Origin of the sequence: Halomonas sp. BC2 (genome assembly GCF_002078115.1) — a bacterium.
Lineage (GTDB): Bacteria > Pseudomonadota > Gammaproteobacteria > Pseudomonadales > Halomonadaceae > Vreelandella > Vreelandella stevensii.
In genome coordinates, this window is the sequence record NZ_LFGT01000009.1 from 404,964 (window position 1) to 424,086 (window position 19,123).

17 protein-coding genes and 1 pseudogene are annotated in these 19,123 nt (G+C 60.0%); 5 read left to right on the top strand and 13 right to left on the bottom strand.

Annotated elements, in window-relative coordinates; translation table 11 throughout:
- Nucleotides 1-356, top strand: a 356-nt coding sequence (locus tag B7L71_RS08275) for a DUF3750 domain-containing protein (RefSeq protein ID WP_139790089.1), incomplete at its 5' end; no start/stop codon positions are given.
- On the opposite strand, the gene B7L71_RS08280 is transcribed toward B7L71_RS08275, so the two are convergent.
- The 5 genes from B7L71_RS08280 to mntR form a co-directional block, all read right to left on the bottom strand.
- Nucleotides 357-1,097 (bottom strand): aspartate/glutamate racemase family protein, encoded by a 741-nt coding sequence (locus B7L71_RS08280; RefSeq protein ID WP_237718583.1) that lies wholly within the window; start codon nucleotides 1,095-1,097, stop codon nucleotides 357-359.
- Nucleotides 1,098-1,101: 4 nt separating this feature from the next.
- Complete coding sequence (locus B7L71_RS08285) at nucleotides 1,102-2,820, bottom strand: TRAP transporter large permease subunit (protein ID WP_249273208.1); 1,719 nt, start codon at nucleotides 2,818-2,820, stop codon at nucleotides 1,102-1,104.
- Between the two features lie 18 nt (nucleotides 2,821-2,838).
- On the bottom strand, nucleotides 2,839-3,876 hold the full coding sequence (locus B7L71_RS08295) for a TRAP transporter substrate-binding protein (RefSeq protein ID WP_081137242.1): 1,038 nt from the start codon (nucleotides 3,874-3,876) through the stop codon (nucleotides 2,839-2,841).
- Nucleotides 3,877-4,165: 289 nt separating this feature from the next.
- On the bottom strand, nucleotides 4,166-5,014 hold the full coding sequence (locus B7L71_RS08300; RefSeq protein ID WP_081137244.1) for a MurR/RpiR family transcriptional regulator: 849 nt from the start codon (nucleotides 5,012-5,014) through the stop codon (nucleotides 4,166-4,168).
- Between the two features lie 75 nt (nucleotides 5,015-5,089).
- A complete protein-coding gene (gene mntR / locus B7L71_RS08305) occupies nucleotides 5,090-5,566 on the bottom strand; it encodes a manganese-binding transcriptional regulator MntR (protein ID WP_081137246.1) in 477 nt (158 codons plus the stop codon).
- 152 nt (nucleotides 5,567-5,718) lie between these two features.
- On the opposite strand from mntR, the gene B7L71_RS08310 reads away from it, so the two are divergent.
- Genes B7L71_RS08310 through B7L71_RS08320 form a run of 3 tightly spaced genes read left to right on the top strand, consistent with a single transcriptional unit; the run spans nucleotide 5,719 to nucleotide 8,411 of the window.
- Nucleotides 5,719-6,639: a metal ABC transporter substrate-binding protein gene (locus B7L71_RS08310; protein ID WP_026001670.1), complete on the top strand. Its 921-nt coding sequence runs from the start codon at nucleotides 5,719-5,721 to the stop codon at nucleotides 6,637-6,639.
- Between the two features lie 6 nt (nucleotides 6,640-6,645).
- Nucleotides 6,646-7,470 (top strand): metal ABC transporter ATP-binding protein, encoded by an 825-nt coding sequence (locus B7L71_RS08315; protein ID WP_081137248.1) that lies wholly within the window; start codon nucleotides 6,646-6,648, stop codon nucleotides 7,468-7,470.
- Nucleotides 7,471-7,484: 14 nt separating this feature from the next.
- Entirely contained in the window at nucleotides 7,485-8,411 is a 927-nt protein-coding gene (locus tag B7L71_RS08320) for a metal ABC transporter permease (protein ID WP_170919460.1), read from the top strand.
- 8 nt (nucleotides 8,412-8,419) lie between these two features.
- Here the strand turns inward: B7L71_RS08320 and B7L71_RS08325 are convergent, their stop codons facing one another.
- The 3 genes from B7L71_RS08325 to B7L71_RS08335 all read right to left on the bottom strand — a co-directional run bounded on the left by B7L71_RS08325 (nucleotide 8,420) and on the right by B7L71_RS08335 (nucleotide 13,308).
- On the bottom strand, nucleotides 8,420-10,399 hold the full coding sequence (locus B7L71_RS08325; protein WP_081137252.1) for a monovalent cation:proton antiporter family protein: 1,980 nt from the start codon (nucleotides 10,397-10,399) through the stop codon (nucleotides 8,420-8,422).
- A gap of 245 nt (nucleotides 10,400-10,644) precedes the next feature.
- Nucleotides 10,645-11,853 (bottom strand): MFS transporter, encoded by a 1,209-nt coding sequence (locus tag B7L71_RS08330; RefSeq protein ID WP_081137254.1) that lies wholly within the window; start codon nucleotides 11,851-11,853, stop codon nucleotides 10,645-10,647.
- A 63-nt stretch (nucleotides 11,854-11,916) separates the two neighbouring features.
- The gene (locus B7L71_RS08335; protein ID WP_081137256.1) at nucleotides 11,917-13,308 is read right to left on the bottom strand and encodes a GntP family permease; all 1,392 of its coding nucleotides are present in this window, start codon (nucleotides 13,306-13,308) and stop codon (nucleotides 11,917-11,919) included.
- Between the two features lie 295 nt (nucleotides 13,309-13,603).
- On the opposite strand from B7L71_RS08335, the gene B7L71_RS08340 reads away from it, so the two are divergent.
- Nucleotides 13,604-14,950 carry a Na+/H+ antiporter family protein gene (locus tag B7L71_RS08340; RefSeq protein ID WP_016913700.1) on the top strand — a complete coding sequence of 449 codons (1,347 nt, stop codon included), beginning with the start codon at nucleotides 13,604-13,606 and terminating at the stop codon, nucleotides 14,948-14,950.
- 68 nt (nucleotides 14,951-15,018) lie between these two features.
- On the opposite strand, the gene B7L71_RS08345 is transcribed toward B7L71_RS08340, so the two are convergent.
- The 5 genes and pseudogenes from B7L71_RS08345 to tnpA all read right to left on the bottom strand — a co-directional run bounded on the left by B7L71_RS08345 (nucleotide 15,019) and on the right by tnpA (nucleotide 19,102).
- Nucleotides 15,019-15,753 (bottom strand): RNA methyltransferase, encoded by a 735-nt coding sequence (locus tag B7L71_RS08345; RefSeq protein WP_016913701.1) that lies wholly within the window; start codon nucleotides 15,751-15,753, stop codon nucleotides 15,019-15,021.
- Nucleotides 15,754-15,863: 110 nt separating this feature from the next.
- Complete coding sequence (gene groL, locus B7L71_RS08350) at nucleotides 15,864-17,507, bottom strand: chaperonin GroEL (protein WP_081137258.1); 1,644 nt, start codon at nucleotides 17,505-17,507, stop codon at nucleotides 15,864-15,866.
- Between the two features lie 58 nt (nucleotides 17,508-17,565).
- On the bottom strand, nucleotides 17,566-17,859 hold the full coding sequence (locus tag B7L71_RS08355) for a co-chaperone GroES (RefSeq protein WP_016913703.1): 294 nt from the start codon (nucleotides 17,857-17,859) through the stop codon (nucleotides 17,566-17,568).
- A 228-nt stretch (nucleotides 17,860-18,087) separates the two neighbouring features.
- Entirely contained in the window at nucleotides 18,088-18,570 is a 483-nt protein-coding gene (locus tag B7L71_RS08360; RefSeq protein ID WP_081137260.1) for an FxsA family protein, read from the bottom strand.
- Between the two features lie 74 nt (nucleotides 18,571-18,644).
- Nucleotides 18,645-19,102 (bottom strand): annotated as a pseudogene (tnpA, locus tag B7L71_RS08365) (IS200/IS605 family transposase).
- Nucleotides 19,103-19,123: the final 21 nt, after the last annotated feature.

The following is a 19,123-nucleotide window of genomic DNA, read 5'->3' on the forward strand; positions in this document are numbered from 1 at the left end:
CGGGGAGGACGTCAAACCGGGTGTGGCCCGGCCCCAACAGCAACAGTTTCATCGCATGGCTTACCCGCGAAGTGGAGGGCCTGGCGGTGGCGTTGCCGGTCACCGCCGTGGGCAAGGATTTCCTGTTCGATAGCGTAGTAGCCCCTGTGCCCAGCGGCACCGGGTATCAGTTTTCGCTGGGCGGGGTGTTGGGGTTGATGCTGGCGCTGGAAGAGGGCGTGGAGCTCAACGTGCTGGGCACGAGCCTGGGCGTCGATATTCTCAGGCCGGCCTTGAAGCTGCCTGGCGTGGGCCGGGTGGGCCTGCCTGCTCGGGTGCTGGGGAATGCTGCCGAGCAGGCAGAGCCGCAGGGGTGATTAACCTGCTGGAGCCTCGGAGCTCAACGTTAGTAAAGGAGTGTGCACGTAGCGGATGGCGTCGCTTAGCCCGTCCGTAATATCGATGCCATACCGCTCACTCAGCAGAGCCGCTCGTCCCACGAAGGCGCCGGAGCCCAGCACGATGGCATTGGTACCCTGTTCGAGCGAACTCACGATGGCGTCATGCAAGCGCTGTTCGGCCTGCGGCGTGCGGGCCGCAGTTTCCGACACCCCCATGCCAGTGGCCACGATCCGGCAGCGCACGTCCAGGCCATAGCCACGGCTCAGCGCGCGGATGGTTTCCACGGCGCCCTCGAACGTGGTGATGACGGTGAAGGGGCGGTCATGCTGGCCAGCGGCACGCATGCCTGCCTCGGCTAGGCTCACCACTGGGCGCTGTGTTGCATCGCGCAGTTCTTGAACCGCCAGATCATCGAAGCAGGCCATGATGTAGCCAACGTCGTCGGCGGACTGGCGCTGTTGGATCAGCGCCATGACCTCCCGAGTGGCGGTGGCCTTGTGCGCTGCATTTTCGATGGCGATAGGCCCCGCCAGTGGATTGGTGACCTCCATTTGAACCCCTTCAGGCGAGCACTGCCGTACCAGGCGGCGTATTTCCCGGGTGACCTGGGGATTGGTATTGGGGTTGATGACCAGAATGCGCGGGGTATCGGTTCGCGACGCTTGGCACATGCTGCCGATGGGGGCTGTATGGCTGGGTCCAGTCTTGTTCGTCATTGCCTCAACGCCCCGCCAGAAGGTCGGGTAGCCACATGACGATGTCTGGCCAAATCATGATGGCAAAGGTGAACAACACCATGATGCCCACCGCCATGACCATGGGCACGGTAATGGGTACGGTCAGCACCAGCATCGACATGGCGTCCATGAAGGTGCCCAGAATCACGTAAAACACGAACAGCACCAGCAGCAGCGTCACTGCCGTCAGGCCGAAGGAGGCGACCCACTGGGTAAGTGCCTGGGTAACCCCCAGCATCGAGATGGTGACGTTGAGCAGCAGGGCGCACATCAAGACGATGATCACCATGCCCGATGTTTTGGCCGCCTGCAGCGAGCAGTGAATCAACAGGTCCAGCGTCAGCTTGCCACCAACGGCGATGAAGCCAAGGGCGATGACCACGCCAATGGCGGCGGATTCGGTGGGGGTGGCCAGGCCGCCGTAGATGCTGCCCATGACCACGCCAAAGATGACCACGGGAGGAATCAGGTGCTTCGACAGCGACAGCTTGTCCTGAAGCGAGACATTGACCTCGACCAGCGATGCCTTGCCCGCCTTGCCGTGGGCGAGCCACAGGTAGAGTGAGAACAGCAGCGCCAGGGCAATGCCCGGTATCAACCCGGCAGCAAAGAGCTGGCTGACGGAGGTATTGGCCAGTTGGCCATACACCAGCAGGTTGATGCTGGGGGGAATGAGAATCCCCAGCGTGCCGCCCGCTGCCAGCGAGCCCAGCGAAGGACGAATGGGGTAGCGATACTGCTGGAGCGCCGGCAGGGCGATGGTGCCTACGGTGGCCGCGGTGGCCACCGAGGAGCCGGAGGTGGCGGAGAACAGCGTGCAGGTAGCGATATTGGTATGCAGCAAACCACCCGGCAGGCGATTGAACCACACCGCCAGCGCGGCATACATGCGGTCCGCGATGCCGCCGCGTAACAGCAGCTCCCCCAGCAGCATGAAGAGTGGAATGGCGAGCATCGACGGGCTGTTCAGGCTGCTCCAGACGACGCCGCCCATCATGTTCACCAGCGGGGCGCCGTACATCAGATAGCCGCCCGCCACGCCCACCAGCAAAATCGACACCGCCACTGGCAGGCTGAGCAGCATCAGGGCCAGCATGACCAAGAACGCCCCTGCAATGACCGGAATGCTCATGGCTGTGCTCCTTTTTTCACGCTGCTCGAGATCGGCCAGTTCAGCTTCGAGTTCTTCACTGGCTGAAGCAGGGCCGAAGCGCTGGTTCAGTGCGGGCCAGTCTCGCCGTATCAGCAGGCCCAGGGCTTGCAGGGCCAGCAGGGCCGCGCTCGCCGCAAAGATGCCCATGGCCACCAGCCAGACCGACTGAGGGTAGATCAGCGGCGTGGCCCAAGGGGTCTGGGCGATGGAGCGGTAGTTGTGCGTGTCGAGTACGGTCTGCACGGTAAAGTACAGCAGGAAGGCCGCCAGCAGCCCCAACGAGAGGGCTGCCAGGGCATTGAGGATCGCTTTGACGGTGGTGGGCAGGCGCATGTGCAGCAGATTGATGCGAATATGCGACTGCTCGATCATGGCGACGCCGAAGGCCAGAGGCGCCGCCACCGCAATGGCGTAGCCTCCCAACTCATCGACGCCGCCAAACGACAGCGAAAAGAATTTGCGAATCAGGGTCTCTATCGTGATCAGCACGGCCAGCAGTAGCATGAACGTGCCGAACAGGATCCCCATCAGGCGAGCACAAAAAGTCATACGGGTCTCCTGGTAACGTTACAGGCCAAGCTGAGCGCCTACCGTTTCGCGCCAGGTGGCTTCGCAGTCGGCGGCCACGTTATTGCACTGGGTGACCCACAGTGGCAGGGACACTTCCTCTACTGCGGCGGTGACGGCAGCCAGATCGGCGTCGGAAACGTCGACTTCGGTCAGCGCATACTGGTTGCCGAACCCGCAGGGCGACTCACCGGCGTTACAGCGCATGGCATCTTCGTAAAGCGCTTCGGAGTAGCTCCAGATGTCGTCGCTGAGCTCGGCAATGGCCGTTTCCAGCTGAGACTGCTGGGTCTCATCCAGGCGGTTCCAGGTGTCCAGGTTGATGGCGTAGCCATTGATGGCCAGCTGCAGAGCGATGGGCAGCACGGTGGTCGTTGCCTCTGGCCAGCCGCCGGCGTTGGCCGAGGCAGGGCCGGTGATGCCGCAATCCACGACGCCCCGAGAGAGCGCTTGTTGCACGTCGCCGAAGGGCATCGAAATGCCGGTGGCGCCCAATTGGCCAATGAAGTTGGCTGCGCTCTGGTCACCCACCCGCACGCGCAGGCCTCTCAAGTCCTCCAGGCCGGAAATCTCCTTGTTGCAGAAGATGACCTGGGGACCGGCAGGCCATACGCCCAATAACTTGGCGTTGAAGCGGGACTGCAGGCGTGAATCCACATAATCATAAAAGGCCATGACATTGTCCCGGCCAGTCTCGAAACTGGTGTTCAGGCCGATCAGGTCCATCCCGAGCACCGAGGGCTCGTCACGGCTGACCTGGGGGCCGCGCAGCGAGACGATGTCGAAAAGACCGGAGTTGAGGATGCGTAGCCCGTCCGTATCGGGAATGCCTGCCACATCTACCGGAATGTACTGAACCGTGGCTTCCAGGCCGCTGTGCTCGGCGAAATTTTCGAAGAAGGGGCGCTCCTTGTTCTGGGCAATCAGCCCCGAACCGGCAGGTTGGCCGAGCACTTTGAGAGACAGCGTATCGGCGTGGGCGGCGCTGCCGATCACAGCGGCGGAAAGGGCGGTCATGAGAAGAGTGCGCTTGAACATGGAGGCTTCCTGTTATCTGTAGTGGGTGCGATGTGGTACGCCAGGCTGGGCGTGTTGCTCACCGCGCATCCTGCGCAGCGTTTGTTAAGTAGATCCATATTTCATGCCACAAGAGCTATGAAATTTAAATTTCATATATAAAACAGGCAGAAACCACGCGTTGCCCGAAAAATGGGGTAACACGACATGGGGCGTGAGAGACAAAAATGCACCTTGAAAGTGCATGTTGATGGGGTGATGAACTAGAAGAGTGCTTCAGTAAAAGCAGGCGCTCGTCGAAATGGCTCGATTAAAGCTCTTCAAAGCGGTCGTTGAGGGTTTCGATGCGGCTCAAACGCTGTCGTGACGCGTCTCCGGCCAGCTCGATGGTGCGCATGATCAGCAGATGACAGAGGGTCATGACCGCAGTGTGATTGAACAGCGGCCCGGAAGCGTGCGTATGGCAGCGAAAATGCCAGGTAGCTTGAGGGTGGGGCTCCGTGCCTTCATCGGTGATATACACCAGCGAGGCCCCGCACTCCCTGGCGCTGCTCAGCAGCTGTTCGGTCGTCGCAACTCGGCGCCGCAACCCCAGCACGATGACGCTGTCTTCCGGGCCAATGTCGGCAAGGTGCTCGCCCAGGGTTTCGCCAGGGCCGGGAATGGCGGCGATATCTCCGGTCACTTGCAGCAGCTGCCAGCGTAGGTAGTCGGCTAGCGGGCGGCTGGCGCGATAGCCAACGACCCAGATTTTACGTGCCGCCAGCCATGCATGGGCGACGGCGTCGATATCGGCCTGGGTGATGGCGGCAAAGGTTCTGTCCAGGTTGTCCTTGCTGAAGGTCAGCCCCTGGGCAAGCCAGGATTCGGATTGGCCGAGACGCTGAGCGGGGAGAAACAGGCGCGACCCCGTCGTCTGCTCTTCGCGGGCATGCCTGCGTGCGGCTTCGTAATTGTCATAACCCAAGCGCCTGACGAAACGCGATACCGTCGCCTTGGAAACTTTTGCAAAGCGTGCCAGCTCCTGGGCATTGTAGCTGGCCAACTCGCCGGGAAAGTCGCAGACGAATTCACCCAGCCGCCGCTCTGCCGGATGCAGGGAGGGCAGTGCATGGCGAACACGGGCAAGAAAGGAGCGTTCTTTCGAAGCGGGCGGCATGACAGTATCCTGAAACCACGATTTCTTGAATGATGCGGGTTATCAGGCGTCAGGACAAGATAGCTGCGCCAGCCGTCACTGCGGCTGCTGCTCGGTGAAGCGCTTCATAATGGCCAGGGTCGTATCACTCACGTGGTGCTCCATGCCTTCGGCATCGATGCGCGCGGTGCTGTCTTCGACGCCCAGAGCGCGCAGAAAATGCAGCACGATGTCGTGCCGAGCGCGGGAGGTTTCGGCCATTTTCTGGCCTTCCTCGGTCAGAAACAGCGAGCGGTAAGGCTGGCTGGTGACGAGCCCCAGCTCGTTGAGTCGCCGAATCATCTTCGACACGGTGGCCTGGCTGACGGCCATGCGGTTGGCGATGTCTGCGGCTCGGGCCTCACCGCGGTGACGCAACAGATCACCGATCAGCTCCACGTAATCTTCGATGAGCTCGGTTTCATGAGCGTTGCGCACGGTTTCATACTGCTGAGCGTGCTGCTCCACTGGCGGTAGGGCGTCACCGCTTTTCTCACATGAGGCAGGAGCGCGCCGCGGGTCGTGATCACTCATTGGCAATATTTATCAAGGTTAGTGGCATCGTTGATTGGTGATGGTAGCGCATTTTGGCGGATAATTGTTAGCCAAGGCTAAACTATTTGCACTTGGCTTTTTCTTTGAGCTACAGTGATATCACAAGTGAGCTTACACGGGAGCAGTTGACGATGGCGAAATCTTACGGATGGATGTTGATGGGGGCTTCTTTGGCCTTTGGTGCGAGCACGTCTTCAGCGTATGCCAACGAGCTGTTGCAACCGCCTATCAACGTGGCCGTCACTTTTTCGGTGCTGGGCGATCTGGTTCAACGGGTGGCGGGTGACGATGCCGAAGTGACCGTGCTGACCCCGATCAATGCGGAAGTGCATGAATGGGAGCTGACACCGGATAATTTTGCGGCCCTCGAGAATGCCGATATGGTCTTCTACAACGGTTACCAGCTGGAGCAGTGGATGCGCCAGGTGGAAGCCACGGTATCGCAGGGCGTGCCCGTGCTAGCGGTGGCCGAGGCATCCGGCTATCCCACTCAATCGATTGCGATTGGTGAAATGGAAGGGGACATTGACCCGCATCTGTGGATGGACCCGCGGGCCGCCAGCGCCTACGTGCAGGCCATCGCCAACGCCCTGGAAGAGCGCTTGCCGCAGCAGGCCGAAGAGATTCACCAGCGTGCCAGCGCGCTGGAAGACGAGCTGCACGCACTGTATGTCGAGCTGCAGGAGACCCTGGAGGTGATTCCCGACGATCGGCGCCTGCTGCTGACTAGCGAGGCAGCGTTTCTTTACTTTGCCGATGCCTTTCACTTCAAGCACGACGGTATCTGGGGCACCAATGCCGAAACCGAAGGCTCTCCACGCCAGCTGATGCGCATTATCGATTTGATCAATGAGCGTCAGCCCGCCGCACTGTTCTGGGAAAGCACCATTTCTGACCGTCATGTGACCAGTATTGCCCGAGATACGGGACTGCCGGTGGCAGGGCCACTTTACGTGGACTCGCTCAGCGAGCCGGACGGTGTGGCGGGTGACTACTTTGCCATGCAGCGCCACAATGCCGAACTGCTGCGCCGTTATCTGGGCGTCGAGTAGGCCAACATGAACAGTGCTTCGTCACTACCTCCGGCGGCCATTGAGGTATCGGGGGTCTATGCCGCCTATCAGCGCCAGCCGGTGCTCGAAAACATTCAGCTGAGCTTGCCGGCGGGGCGTTGGACGGCTATCGTCGGGCCGAACGGGGCTGGCAAGTCGACGCTGTTTCATGTGCTGACCGGTAGCATGAAGCCGCTGCGTGGCCAGGTGATGGCGTTCGGAGAGCCCATTCAGCGGCGCCGCAAAGCTGGCGGTATCGCCTATATGGCGCAACGTGAAGCGATCGAGTGGGACTTTCCTATCTCGGTGTGGGACACGGTGATGACGGCGCGCTACGGCCACATGCGCCATGACCCTCTATGGCGGCGTCTGCTGCCTGGGCGTTGGCAGGCTCCGAGCCACCGTGACGTCGTGAGCAAGGCGCTGCAGGACGTGAATATGCTGGACATGGCCGAGCGTCCCATTGGGGCGCTGTCGGGCGGCCAGAAAAAACGTGTGTTGTTGGCCAGGGCGCTGGCCCAGCAGGCCAGTATCCTGTTGTTGGACGAACCGCTGGCGGGCGTCGACCCGCCCAGCGAGCAGCTGATTCTGGATGTGCTCAAGCGGGAGCGAGAAGCGGGCAGGACCATTGTCATGGTGACCCATGACATGCCGGGAGCGCGCCGCTATGTGGACCATGTGGTGCTGATCAACCGCTTCATCCGCGGGGCGGGGCCCCCGGATGAAATGCTCAGCGACCGCAGGCTGGCCGAACTGGCGGTGAGCGCCCAGCCAGCGCCAGATTCCTTTACCTTGCAACAGACCAGTGCTCCTGCTTTGATGCCTCAATAACGGTCAATTTCAACATGTTAGATACACTGGATAGCATGGCCAGCGCGCTGATCGCTGGCCTGCTGGCGGCGCTGATGGTGCCCATCAATCTGTTACCCGACGCCATTTCCGATGCGTTTCAGTACGCCTTCATGCAGCGTGCGCTGCTGACCTCGATGCTGGTGGGCGCCATTTGCGGTCTGCTCTCCTGCTACGTGGTGCTCAAGCGCTGGTCGCTGCTGGGGGATGCGATTTCCCACGCGGTCTTGCCTGGCGTGGCGATTGCCTACCTGTTGGGGCTGCCGTTTTTCATTGGCGCTTTCGTGACGGGGGCGCTGACGTCGTTGGGCATCGGTGCCATCGAGCGCCATACCCGTATCAAGTCGGATGCGGCCATGGGCATCATGTTTACCGGCGCTTTTGCGCTGGGTATCGTGTTGATCAGCAAGATGGCTTCCAGCACGCACCTGATGCATATCCTGTTCGGTAACGTGCTGGGCGTACAGCAGTCGGCGCTGATGCTCACGCTGGCCGCCAGCGTCGTGGCGCTGCTGGTGATATGGCTCGCCTTCAGGCCGCTGATGCTCTATGCCTTCGACCCCACGCAGGCCCAGGCGCTGGGGTTCAATACCAGCGTCATTCATTACGGCCTGATTCTGCTGCTGACCCTGACCATCGTGGCAAGCCTGGAAACCGTAGGCATCATTCTGGTCGTTGCGATGCTGATCACCCCTGGCGCCACCGCCCACCTGCTGACCGAGCGTTTCACAACGATGCTGTTGATTTCCACCGGTGTCGGTGTGGGCTCGGCGGTGCTGGGGCTATGGCTCTCTTATGCCTTCGATGTGGCTTCGGGAGGCACCATCGTCCTGGTCGCCACCAGCTGCTTCTTCCTGGCGCTACTGTTTTCTCCTCGGCACGGGGTGTTGATGCGCCACTGGCGGCATCGCCGTATCGCGTGACGCGCGCCTCAGTAGGAGGCCGGATTCAGCGCGGCGTCTGCTTCTTCGAGTGCTTCGGGAGTACCCAGCAACACCAGCACATCGCCCGGCTGTAGCGTGGTGGCTGGTTCAGGATAACGGATGCGCTCCTGACCTCTCACCAGGGCCGTGACCACCACCCTTGGCGCTTGCAGTGGGCAATTGCCGAGCGGCTGGCCGACATAACGGCTATCGGCATCCAGCACCAGTGAGTGCAAGCGCTCGATTCTGTCGTCATGCTCTTCGTTCCACCGCTCCAGGCTCCCTCTGAACAGCTCCTTGAGCATGGGGTAGCGATTGATGCGCTGCTCCTGAAGGCGCTGAGTCACACGCCACATGGGGACATTCAGGGTCAGCAGCGAATGCATCGACATGATTATGCCGCTTTCCAATGTTTCAGGGATGACTTCGGTAGCGCCAGCGGCGCGTAACTCCTCCGTGCCACTGTCGTCATGGGTGCGTACCACGATGGGCAAGGTGGGGACGGTGTCGTGCACGTAGCGAAGTGTCTGCAAGGTGGCAGTGCGGTCATCATGACTGATGATCAACAGGTTCGAGCGGCTCAGGCCGATACTCTCCAGCACGGTGGGGTCCGATGCATCGCCGTAGAAGACCGGATGTCCTGCCAGGCGAGCCTCTTTGACGATGGTCGGGTCCATGTCCAGTGCCACGAAATCGATCGACTCGCTCTCCAGGAACCGGCTGATCACCTGGCCTGTGCGTCCATAGCCACAGATGATCACATGCTGTGCATAGTCAACCGCAGGAGGGGCGTCCAGGGCGGTTTCCTCTGCAGAGCCAGGACGCTTTCTAAATAGCCAGGCGGCCAGCGGTTGGTTGTAGCGAATCAGGAAAGGCGCGGCGATCATCGAGAACAGCACTGATGTCAGCGCGATTTGTGCTGGCGCTGCCGCGATGGTGTTGTGGTCCAGGCCAATGGCCAGCAGAGCAAAGCCAAATTCACCCCCCACCGCCAGGGTCAGGCCAGTGCGCAGCGCCGTTTGAGCATCGATACCCGAGTACCGCACCAGCGCTGCCACGATCAACGTCTTGATGGCGAGCAGGGCCACGGCGCCCAGCAGAGCCTGATGCCAAATGGAGGGCAGCAGCGCAGGCTCCACGAGCATGCCGATGCCGATGAAAAACAAGCCAAGCAAAACGTCACGAAATGGGCGTATGGTCGTTTCCACCTGATGGCGAAACTCTGTTTCGCCCAATACCATACCGGCCAGGAAGGCGCCAAACGCCATGGAAAGTCCCAGTGAATCCGTTGTCCAGGCGGCAATCAGCGACACGAACAGCACGGTCAGGGTAAACAGTTCCGCCGAGCGGCGGCTGGCTACCAGGTGAAACAGCGGTTTCAGTAGATAGCGGCCAGACACCAGCACGATGACAGACGCGGCCACTGCCTTGGCCATGGCAATGCCCAGTGCTCCGGCAATTTCCGAAGCCGCTGCGGTGCCCAGCACGGGTATCAAGATCACGAAGGGAACCGCCGTTATGTCCTGAAAGACCGACATGGTGGTGCCCAGGCGGCCGTGGCGGGTCTGGCTTTCCCCTTGCTCCATCAGCTGTTTGCTGATGATAGTGGTCGAGGACTGGGTGAACACGGCACCAACGATGAAGGCCGCCACCGGGGGCAGGCCGATGGCCCACCCCAGCAGCGTGAACGCTGCCGTCGTCACGACGACTTGCGCCGTGCCTAGGCCGAGGATGGTGTGCCGCAGGGCATAGATTTGAGGCAACGGAAAGCTGAGGCCAATCGTGAACAGCAGAAACACGATCCCGAATTCGGCAATCGCCTGGATATAGGTGGTATCAATGGCAGGCCCTGCCGTATGAGAGCCAAGAATGACCCCCACCAACAGATAAGCCAGGCTGGGCGGAATTCTGAAGCGCTGAAAGAGCAGTACCACGAAAACCGTGACACCCAGCAGCAAGAGTGTCTGGACGAGCGCTTGTTCTACCATGCAAGGTGCATCCTTGAATAATCAACATCATTTGGCCAACAATGCACTCTTTATGCCACTAATGGGCCAATTTGCCCATGCCGAAGGCCATGAGATGATCGGGGTTCGTGGGGCCTCGATCAGCATAGCCGACTCCCCATCAACAGCAGGCCCGCATCCAGCGACTGCCACCCCCACCAGGCAAGGGCAGTTCCCCCCGGCGATGGCCAGCGCCCCCAGCAGCGCTAGCGAAAGAGTCTGTGGTGTCATGGTGTCACCTGAGTAGGAGTGGTGCGCGCCAGCGGTTTTTCGCTGATGAACCAGTGCAGGGCGGCGGCCACCACGGAGAGCACGATGGCGATTTGCCAGACGGTATCGTAGTGACCGGTCATGTCATAAAGGTAGCCGCCAAGCCAGACGCCCATGAACGACCCCAACTGGTGGAACAGAAACACGATGCCGCCCAGCATGGAGAGGTGTTTGACGCCAAACACCGATGCCACGATGCCGTTGGTCAGTGGCACGGTCGAGAGCCACAGCAAGCCCATGGCGACACCAAACGCATAAGCACTATAAGCGCTCAGAGGCGCGACCAGAAACACGGTAATGACCACGCCTCGGATCAGGTACAGCCAGCTGAGCAAGCGCGGCTTGGACCAGATTCCCCCCAACCAGCCTGCCGTATAAGTGCCCACGATGTTGAACAGCCCCACCAGGGCGAGAACGGTGGTACCCACTTGCACGGCAAGCCCGTTATCGAACAGGTAGCCCGGCAAGTGCACGGCAATGAACACCACCTGAAACCCGCACACGAAAAAGCCCAGGCAGAGCAGCCAGAAGCCTTTTTGCCCGGCGGCTTCGTTGAGCGCGTCGCGCAGGCTCAGGTCGCCCAGCGCATGGGGGCGTGGGCGATCCTTGAGCATGGCGCCCAGCGGAATCATCACGGCGGCAATCATGCCCATGGCCAGCAGGGCCGCCGACCAGCCCAGCCACTCGATCAGCCCCAGCGTGCCCGGCAGCATGGCGAACTGGCCAAACGAGCCCGCCGCACTGACGATTCCCATGGCCATGCTGCGCTTTTCGGCAGGCACCGCCCGCCCAACAGCGCCCAGGATCACCGAGAAGGTCGTGCCAGAGAGGCCGATCCCGATCAGCAGGCCAGCGCTCAGGGTCATGCCCAGCGCGCTGGTGGAAAGGCTCATGAAGCACAGCCCCAGCACGTAGAGCACGCCCCCGGCCACGATGATTCTGGCCGCGCCGAAGCGGTCTGCCAGCGCGCCGGTGAAAGGCTGTGCCAGGCCCCACATCAAATTCTGAATGGCCAGTGCCAGGGCAAAGACCCCGCGCCCCCAGCCAAGCTCACTGCTCATGGGTTCGAGGAACAACCCGAAACCGTGGCGCAGCCCCATCGCCGTAGAGATGATGAGGCTGGCCAGCAGGATCAGCAGCAGGGAGGAGTGTCGTGTAAGGGCCATGACGGGTCTCGTTGTTGTTCGGTGGTTAACACGTTAACCAACTATCGCATGGCTTACGCGGCTTTAGAAGCTCCCAAACAGCGTCCCCAGCGTAATGACGGTGATCAGGGCCGCCACGGGTAGCACGATGGTCACCATGGCCACATTGGCATAGGACTGGCGGTGCGTCAGCCCGCAAATGGCCAGCAGCGTGATCACCGCCCCCGAGTGGGGAAGCGTGTCCATGCCACCCGCGGCCAGGGTGGCGACACGGTGCATCAGTTCAGGATTGATGCCTGCCTGCTGCGCCATGGCCAGGTATTCATCACCCAGGGTTTGCAAGGCAATCGACAGGCCGCCCGATGAGGAGCCGGTAATGCCTGCCAGCACGCTCATGGCCAACGCTTCGGAAATCAGCGGGTTGCCGGAAACGTTGAGCACGGCATCACGGATGATCATGAAGCCTGCCAGGCTGGCAATCACTGCCCCATAGCCCACTTCGGAGGCGGTATTGAAAATCGGCAGCAGCGAGCCAAAGCAGCCCTGGTTGATGGTGTCTTTCAAATCTTTCCAATGGTTCCAGCGGGTAATGATCAGCCATGCCGAGGCGCTCAGCAGCGAGATCAGGATCGCCCACAGGCCAGTCTGGCGGCTGGGGGTGATGTTCTCGAAGGCGTCGCTGATATAGCTCAGATCCATGGCGGGGAAAACGCCATAGGTAAACAGCGCGTTCAGGCCGATGACCATGATCAGAGGAATCAAGGCTACTGCCAAGGGGAGCGTGGGGGCGGGCGTGTCGCCCTGCTGGGGGTCGACTTCACGCTCGGTGTGCGTGCCGTAGCCTTCGCCGTTGGCGGCTGCCTTGCGAACCCTGGACTGCAGATAGTAGGTGCCCAGGCCCAGCATGATGAGTCCGGCAATGATGCCCAATCCGGGAGCCGCAAAGCTGTTGGTGCCAAAGTAAGGAATGGGAATGGCATTCTGAATGGCTGGGGTGCCCGGCAGAGCCGTCATGGTAAAGGTAAAGGAGCCCAGCGCGATGGACGCAGGTATGAGCCGCTTGGGTACATTGGCCTGACGGAAGAGCTCACGGCTGATGGGGTAGATGGCAAAGGCCACCACGAACAGTGACACGCCACCGTAGGTCAATACGGCACAGGCCATGACCACGGTCAGCACCACATGATGCGTGCCCAGCCGCTTGACGATACCGTTGGAAATGGACTGCGCGGCACCGGAGTCGGCCATCAGTTGGCCGAACAGGGCGCCCAGCAGGAACAGCGGAAAGAACTGAGTGACGTAGTTACCCAGCGCCCGCATGAAGGTGTCGGTGTAAATGGGCAGCAGCAGGCCGCCATCACCGGAAAGCAGGACTGCCAGCGACGCCATGAGCGGTGCCAACAGCAGCACTGAGATGCCTCTGTAAGCCAGTAACATCAGCAGTATCAGGGAAATGAGAATGGCGAAAATGTCCATGCAGGCTCCTAAGACATTGTTAAATTAGCAGTGCCGGTCATCAATGAAGGTCCCGATACTAGGAGGATTGTTGCATAGCAGCAAGAGCGCTGTGACTAAAGTCTTAGCCGCTGTGCCAGCGTACTCGGGGATCAGATAAGCCTGATGAAGGGCGCGCTATCTGCTAAAATCCGCCGCCTGGTTTTAAAGGCATGGTTTAAAAACCTGGTTTTAAGTGCCTGGTTTCAAGAACTTGGTTTTAAGAACCTGGTGAAGACTTCGTATTAAAGACGTTCCATTAGCTCTGGATATCTCCATGAATGCAGTCATTCTTGCAGTGCTCGTGATGGTGACGCTGTCACTTCTTCGTGTGTCGGTGGTGTTTGCCCTGGTGGTAGGGGCCCTGGTAGGAGGGCTGGCGGGTGGACTGTCGCTGGATGACACGCTCAGCGCTTTCAATGATGGTGTGGGAGGCGGTGCCCAGGTGGCGTTGGCCTACGCCACGCTGGGGGCCTTTGCGGTCGCTATTTCTCGCTCCGGCCTGCCGGATTTGCTGGCCACGCGGTTGATCAAGCTGTTGGGTAAGGAGGCCACGGCAGCGCATCAGGCGCGGGTGAAAATGCTGCTGCTGGGCGCCGTGTTGCTGGTGGCGATTTCTTCTCAAAACGCCATCCCGGTGCATATTGCGTTCATTCCCGTCCTGATTCCGCCGCTGCTGGTGGTCATGAACCGCTTGCAGCTGGACCGCCGCGCGGTTGCCTGTGCGCTCACTTTTGGTCTGACGGCACCCTATATGCTTCTGCCAGTGGGCTTTGGGGCCATCTTCCTGAACGACATACTGCTGGCCAACCTGAATAGCGCAGGGGCGGCGGCGGGGCTCGACATCACTCGGGGCATGGTGCCCATGGCCATGGCGATCCCCGTGGGCGGAATGGCCATCGGGCTGGTCGTCGCCCTGCTGTTCAGCTATCGCGGTCAGCGCCACTACGCCGCCAAGCCGCTGGCCGCACCTGCGGGTGAGCAGGCGCATACGCCCGCCGAGCCTCATATGCTGGGGTTGGTCATGTCGGGGGTCGCCATCGTGGCTGCGCTGGGCCTGCAGCTGTATACCGGTTCCATGATCGTGGGCGGCCTGGTGGGCATTGGCCTGCTGTCATTGGGGGGGATTTTCAAATGGCGTGAGGCCGATGATCTGTTCACCAGCGGCATGCGCATGATGGCACTCATCGGTTTCATCATGATTTCAGCGGCAGGCTTTGCCGAAGTGATGAAAGCCACGGGGGATATCGAGGCTCTGGTGGCGGGCGCCTTCGAGCTGTTTGGTGACAATCGCGGCCTGGCTGCGCTGGTCATGCTGCTGGTGGGGCTGTTCATCACGCTGGGCATTGGTTCATCGTTTTCTACTATTCCGATCATTGCCGCCATTTTCGTCCCATTGGCGATTCAGTTCGGGTTTTCGCCCATGGCCACCGTGGCCTTGGTGGGCACCGCGGCGGCATTGGGCGATGCGGGCTCACCGGCATCGGACTCCACTTTGGGGCCCACTGCCGGCCTGAACGTGGACGGCCAGCATGACCATATGTGGGATAGCGTCGTGCCGACCTTCCTGCACTATAACCTTCCGCTGATTGCGTTTGGTTGGCTGGCGGCCATGTCGCTTTGATCTGCGCATCATCCGAAAAAGGCCGCCAAATGGCGGCCTTTTTTTGTCTGGCGGTTGGCGTGCGTTGCTTACTGTTTGGGCAGGTGTGCCTCGAAGGCGCTCAGTAGCCCGCGGAGTAGCGATAATTCCTTGCGGCTTGGCTGGGCACGTGAGAACAGTGCCTGCAACTGCTCTTCGGTGCGTGCGTGGGGTTGGGTCAAAAAACCGCTCTCGTGCATGAGCCGACCCAGGTGTTCCTGAAAGTAGCCAAACTGTTCACGACTGGGCGGCGCCGCTTCCAGGGGCCGTTGATAGACGAAATCACTGTCGTCGCGCCGTCGCCAGGCGCGATGCACTTCATAGGCAAGAATCTGCACGGCTTGCGAGAGATTCAAAATGCCGTAATCCGGATTGGCCGGTATGCTGACTTGGTGGGTGCAGCAGCGGATCTCGTCATTGGTCAATCCGGAGCGCTCGCGGCCAAACACCAGCGCCACAGGGGCTTGATGGGCATTGACGATGACCTGACGTGCCATGTCATCCGGTTCGTCGAAGTGGGGGAGCGGCATGCTGCGTAATCGGGCACTGGCCCCGACCACTTGAACGCAGTCCTGCAGGGCGTCTTCCAGGGTGCTGACGCAGCGCGCGTTGTCCAGCACATCGGTAGCGCCCGCCGCCAGTCGAGTGGCCTCTTCGTCAGGAAAAGCACGTGGGTTGACCAGCACCAGCTGGGTCAGGCCCATGGTTTTCATGGCGCGGGCGGTGGCGCCAATATTGCCGGGATGAAAGGTGTGTACCAGCACGATACGAATATTGGAAAGCACGGGACGTCGAACCTGAAAGCTGCCAAGAAGAAAGGGGATGGTAACACGCAAAGAACCCCGCCGAAGCGGGGTTCTGAAGGACGTTTTACGTCAGAGCGAGGTGGTGGGGCTCACATCATGCCGCCCATGCCACCCATTCCGCCCATGCCACCCATGTCCGGGGCAGCTTCTTTCTCTTCCGGGTCGTCGGCGATCATGCACTCGGTGGTGATCATCAGGCCCGCAACGGAACCGGCAGACTGCAGCGCAGTACGGGTCACTTTCGCAGGGTCGAGTACACCCATTTCGAACAGGTCGCCGTATTCGCCGGTCTGTGCGTTGTAGCCGAAGTTGCCTTCGCCATCTTTCACACGGTTGATGACCACCGCAGACTCTTCACCGGCGTTGGTGACGATCTGACGCAGCGGCGCCTGCATGGCACGCAGGGCCATGTTGATGCCGTGGTTCTGGTCTTCGTTGTCACCGGTCAGGCCTTGTACCTTGGCCATGACGCGTACCAGCGCCGTGCCGCCACCAGGTACCACGCCTTCTTCGACGGCTGCGCGAGTAGAGTGCAGCGCGTCTTCGACACGTGCTTTCTTCTCTTTCATTTCGACTTCGGTAGCTGCGCCTACGCGGATAACGGCAACGCCGCCTGCCAGCTTGGCAACGCGCTCTTGCAGCTTCTCTTTGTCGTAGTCGGAGGAGGTGTCTTCGATTTGCGCGCGGATCTGATTGACGCGTGCTTCGATATCACCTTCTGCACCAGCACCGTCGATGATGGTGGTGTTCTCTTTGGTCATGGTGATGCGCTTGGCAGTACCCAGGTGATCCAGGTTTGCCTGCTCGAGGGTCAGACCGACTTCCTCGGAGATGACCGTGCCGTTGGTCAGGATAGCGATATCCTGCAGCATGGCCTTGCGACGATCACCAAAGCCGGGTGCCTTGGCAGCCGCTACCTTGACGATGCCGCGCATGTTGTTGACTACCAGCGTGGCAAGCGCTTCGCCTTCGATGTCTTCGGCGATGATGGCCAGCGGCTTGCCTTGCTTGGCAACACCTTCCAGCACCGGCAGCAGCTCGCGGATGTTGGAGATTTTCTTGTCGACCAGCAGGATGTAGGGGTCTTCCAGCTCGACCGCCATGGTGTCCTGATTGGTGACGAAGTAGGGAGAGAGATAGCCACGGTCGAACTGCATACCTTCGACGACTTCCAGCTCGTCTTCGAAGCCGCGACCTTCGTCAACGGTAATGACGCCTTCTTTACCTACTTTATCCATCGCTTCGGCAATGATCTCGCCAATGCGCTTGTCGCCGTTGGCAGAGATGGTGCCTACCTGAGCGATGGATTTGGTGTCGGTGCAGGGCACGGACATGGCCTGAATTTCCTTGACGGCAGCGGTGACCGCTTGGTCGATGCCGCGCTTCAGGTCCATCGGGTTCATGCCAGCCGTCACGCCTTTCAAGCCTTCTGCAACGATGGCTTGAGCCAGCACGGTAGCGGTAGTGGTACCGTCACCTGCGGCATCAGACGTCTTGGAAGCCACTTCCTTGACCATCTGAGCACCCATGTTCTCGAACTTGTCTTTCAGTTCGATCTCTTTGGCGACGGAAACACCGTCTTTGGTGACGGTCGGGGCGCCGAAGGACTTGTCCAGTACCACGTTGCGGCCTTTTGGGCCCAGCGTGACCTTGACGGCGTTTGCCAGGATATCTACACCACGCGCCATGCGTTTACGAGCGTCATCAGAGAACTTAACTTGCTTAGCAGCCATGTTCGTTACTTCCTAAATTGAAATTGAACGATGAACGTAAATGGGTAGCCGAGGCGTCTTAGCCTTCAACGACCGCCAGGATATCGGCTTCACTCATGATCAGAACTTCTTCGCCGTCGATCTTCTGCTTCTCGACGCCGTAGCCGTCCTTGAAAATCACCGTGTCACCCACTTTGACATCCAGCGGGCGAACGTCGCCGCTTTCAAGAATGCGACCATTACCAACTGCCAGGATTTCGCCACGCGTGGGCTTTTCCTGTGCATTGCCCGGAAGCACGATGCCGCCAGCGGTTTTCTGCTCTTCTTCCACGCGACGGATCACAACGCGATCGTGCAAAGGACGGATATTCATGCTCACGTTCTCCTGAGTAGTGTCAAAGCCCCTTGGGGCCATTAGCTTGAAGGAATTTCCGTGGGCAGCACCCGCGGAAAGCGAAGGCCTGTTGCCTTCATGTCAATGGTAAGCCATCAGGCATTACCGAAGTTGTGTGCTGACTCAAAAGTGGGGGCTGGTCACTGCCTTTCAAGGGGGCGCTATAAAAAAAATTGCGGATTATCTGTGCGCCTGATCCGTTGCTGCTCAATGCCTGCGAGAAGACTCATCCTTGCTGATGAAGTCTCCTTCCAGCGGACTCTCCGAGGAGGTCGAGCCAGGCTCGTGCTGATGGGGTGGCTCACGCTCTGGGGCTGGGCCTTGACGGGTGACCAGCGAGGCCTTTACGCCTAGCCAGGCCATCAGCTTCAACAGCAGCTGCCGCGCGCTGGGAAGCAGGCACGCAATGCCCAGTGCATCCGAGAGAAAGCCGGGCGCCAACAACAGGGCGCCACCAAAAATCAGGGTCGCACCTGTAAGCACTTCCTGGGACGGGATTTCTCCCATCTGCATACGCTGGCGAGCACGCGCCAAGGTGGAAACTCCTTCCTTGCGAATCAAGTGCAGCCCGATAAACCCCGTGCCTAGCACCAGTGCCAGCGTCGCCAGAAGCCCGATCCGGCTTCCCACGGTAAAAAGAAGCACAAAGTCCAGTAGCGTGAACAGGGAAATAAAGAGAAGAATGGGCATGACCGACTCCAGAGCAGGCGTAATGAGTCAATATGGTGTCAGAATTATCGAACATCGCGAAAAACCTCGTACTTCTAGTGCGAGGATGGATAGCGAGGGGCGCGAGAGCGCCCCTGGTCCGGCCTCGATTGTTGCTCAATATACTGCTTGACCATGCTCAGGGGGGGGCGCCTCCGACACTTCCCGCAAAGTAGCTTGGACTCCATAGCGCATTTTTCAGGTACGCAGGCTTCACCAGTTCGGGGTGCAGCCGCTTCAATCTCCTGCTTGATACGCCTTTCAAGCTGTTCACCAGTTTGGATAACGCCACTTTTGGCGGGTAGTTAACCAACAGGTGAACGTGATCTGTCTCACCATTGAACTCAACTAGCTCGCTTTCAAAATCCGCGCAGACCCGTCGAAATAGCGTTTCAAGGGAGTCGAGGTGCTCAGTGTTGAAGATTCTGCCCCGGTATTTGGTCACAAAGACCAAGTGAGCATGAATCATAAAAACACAGTGTCTACCGGTGCGTAAGTCTTGTTTGGTCTCCATAGGCCAACTATACTACAGCCT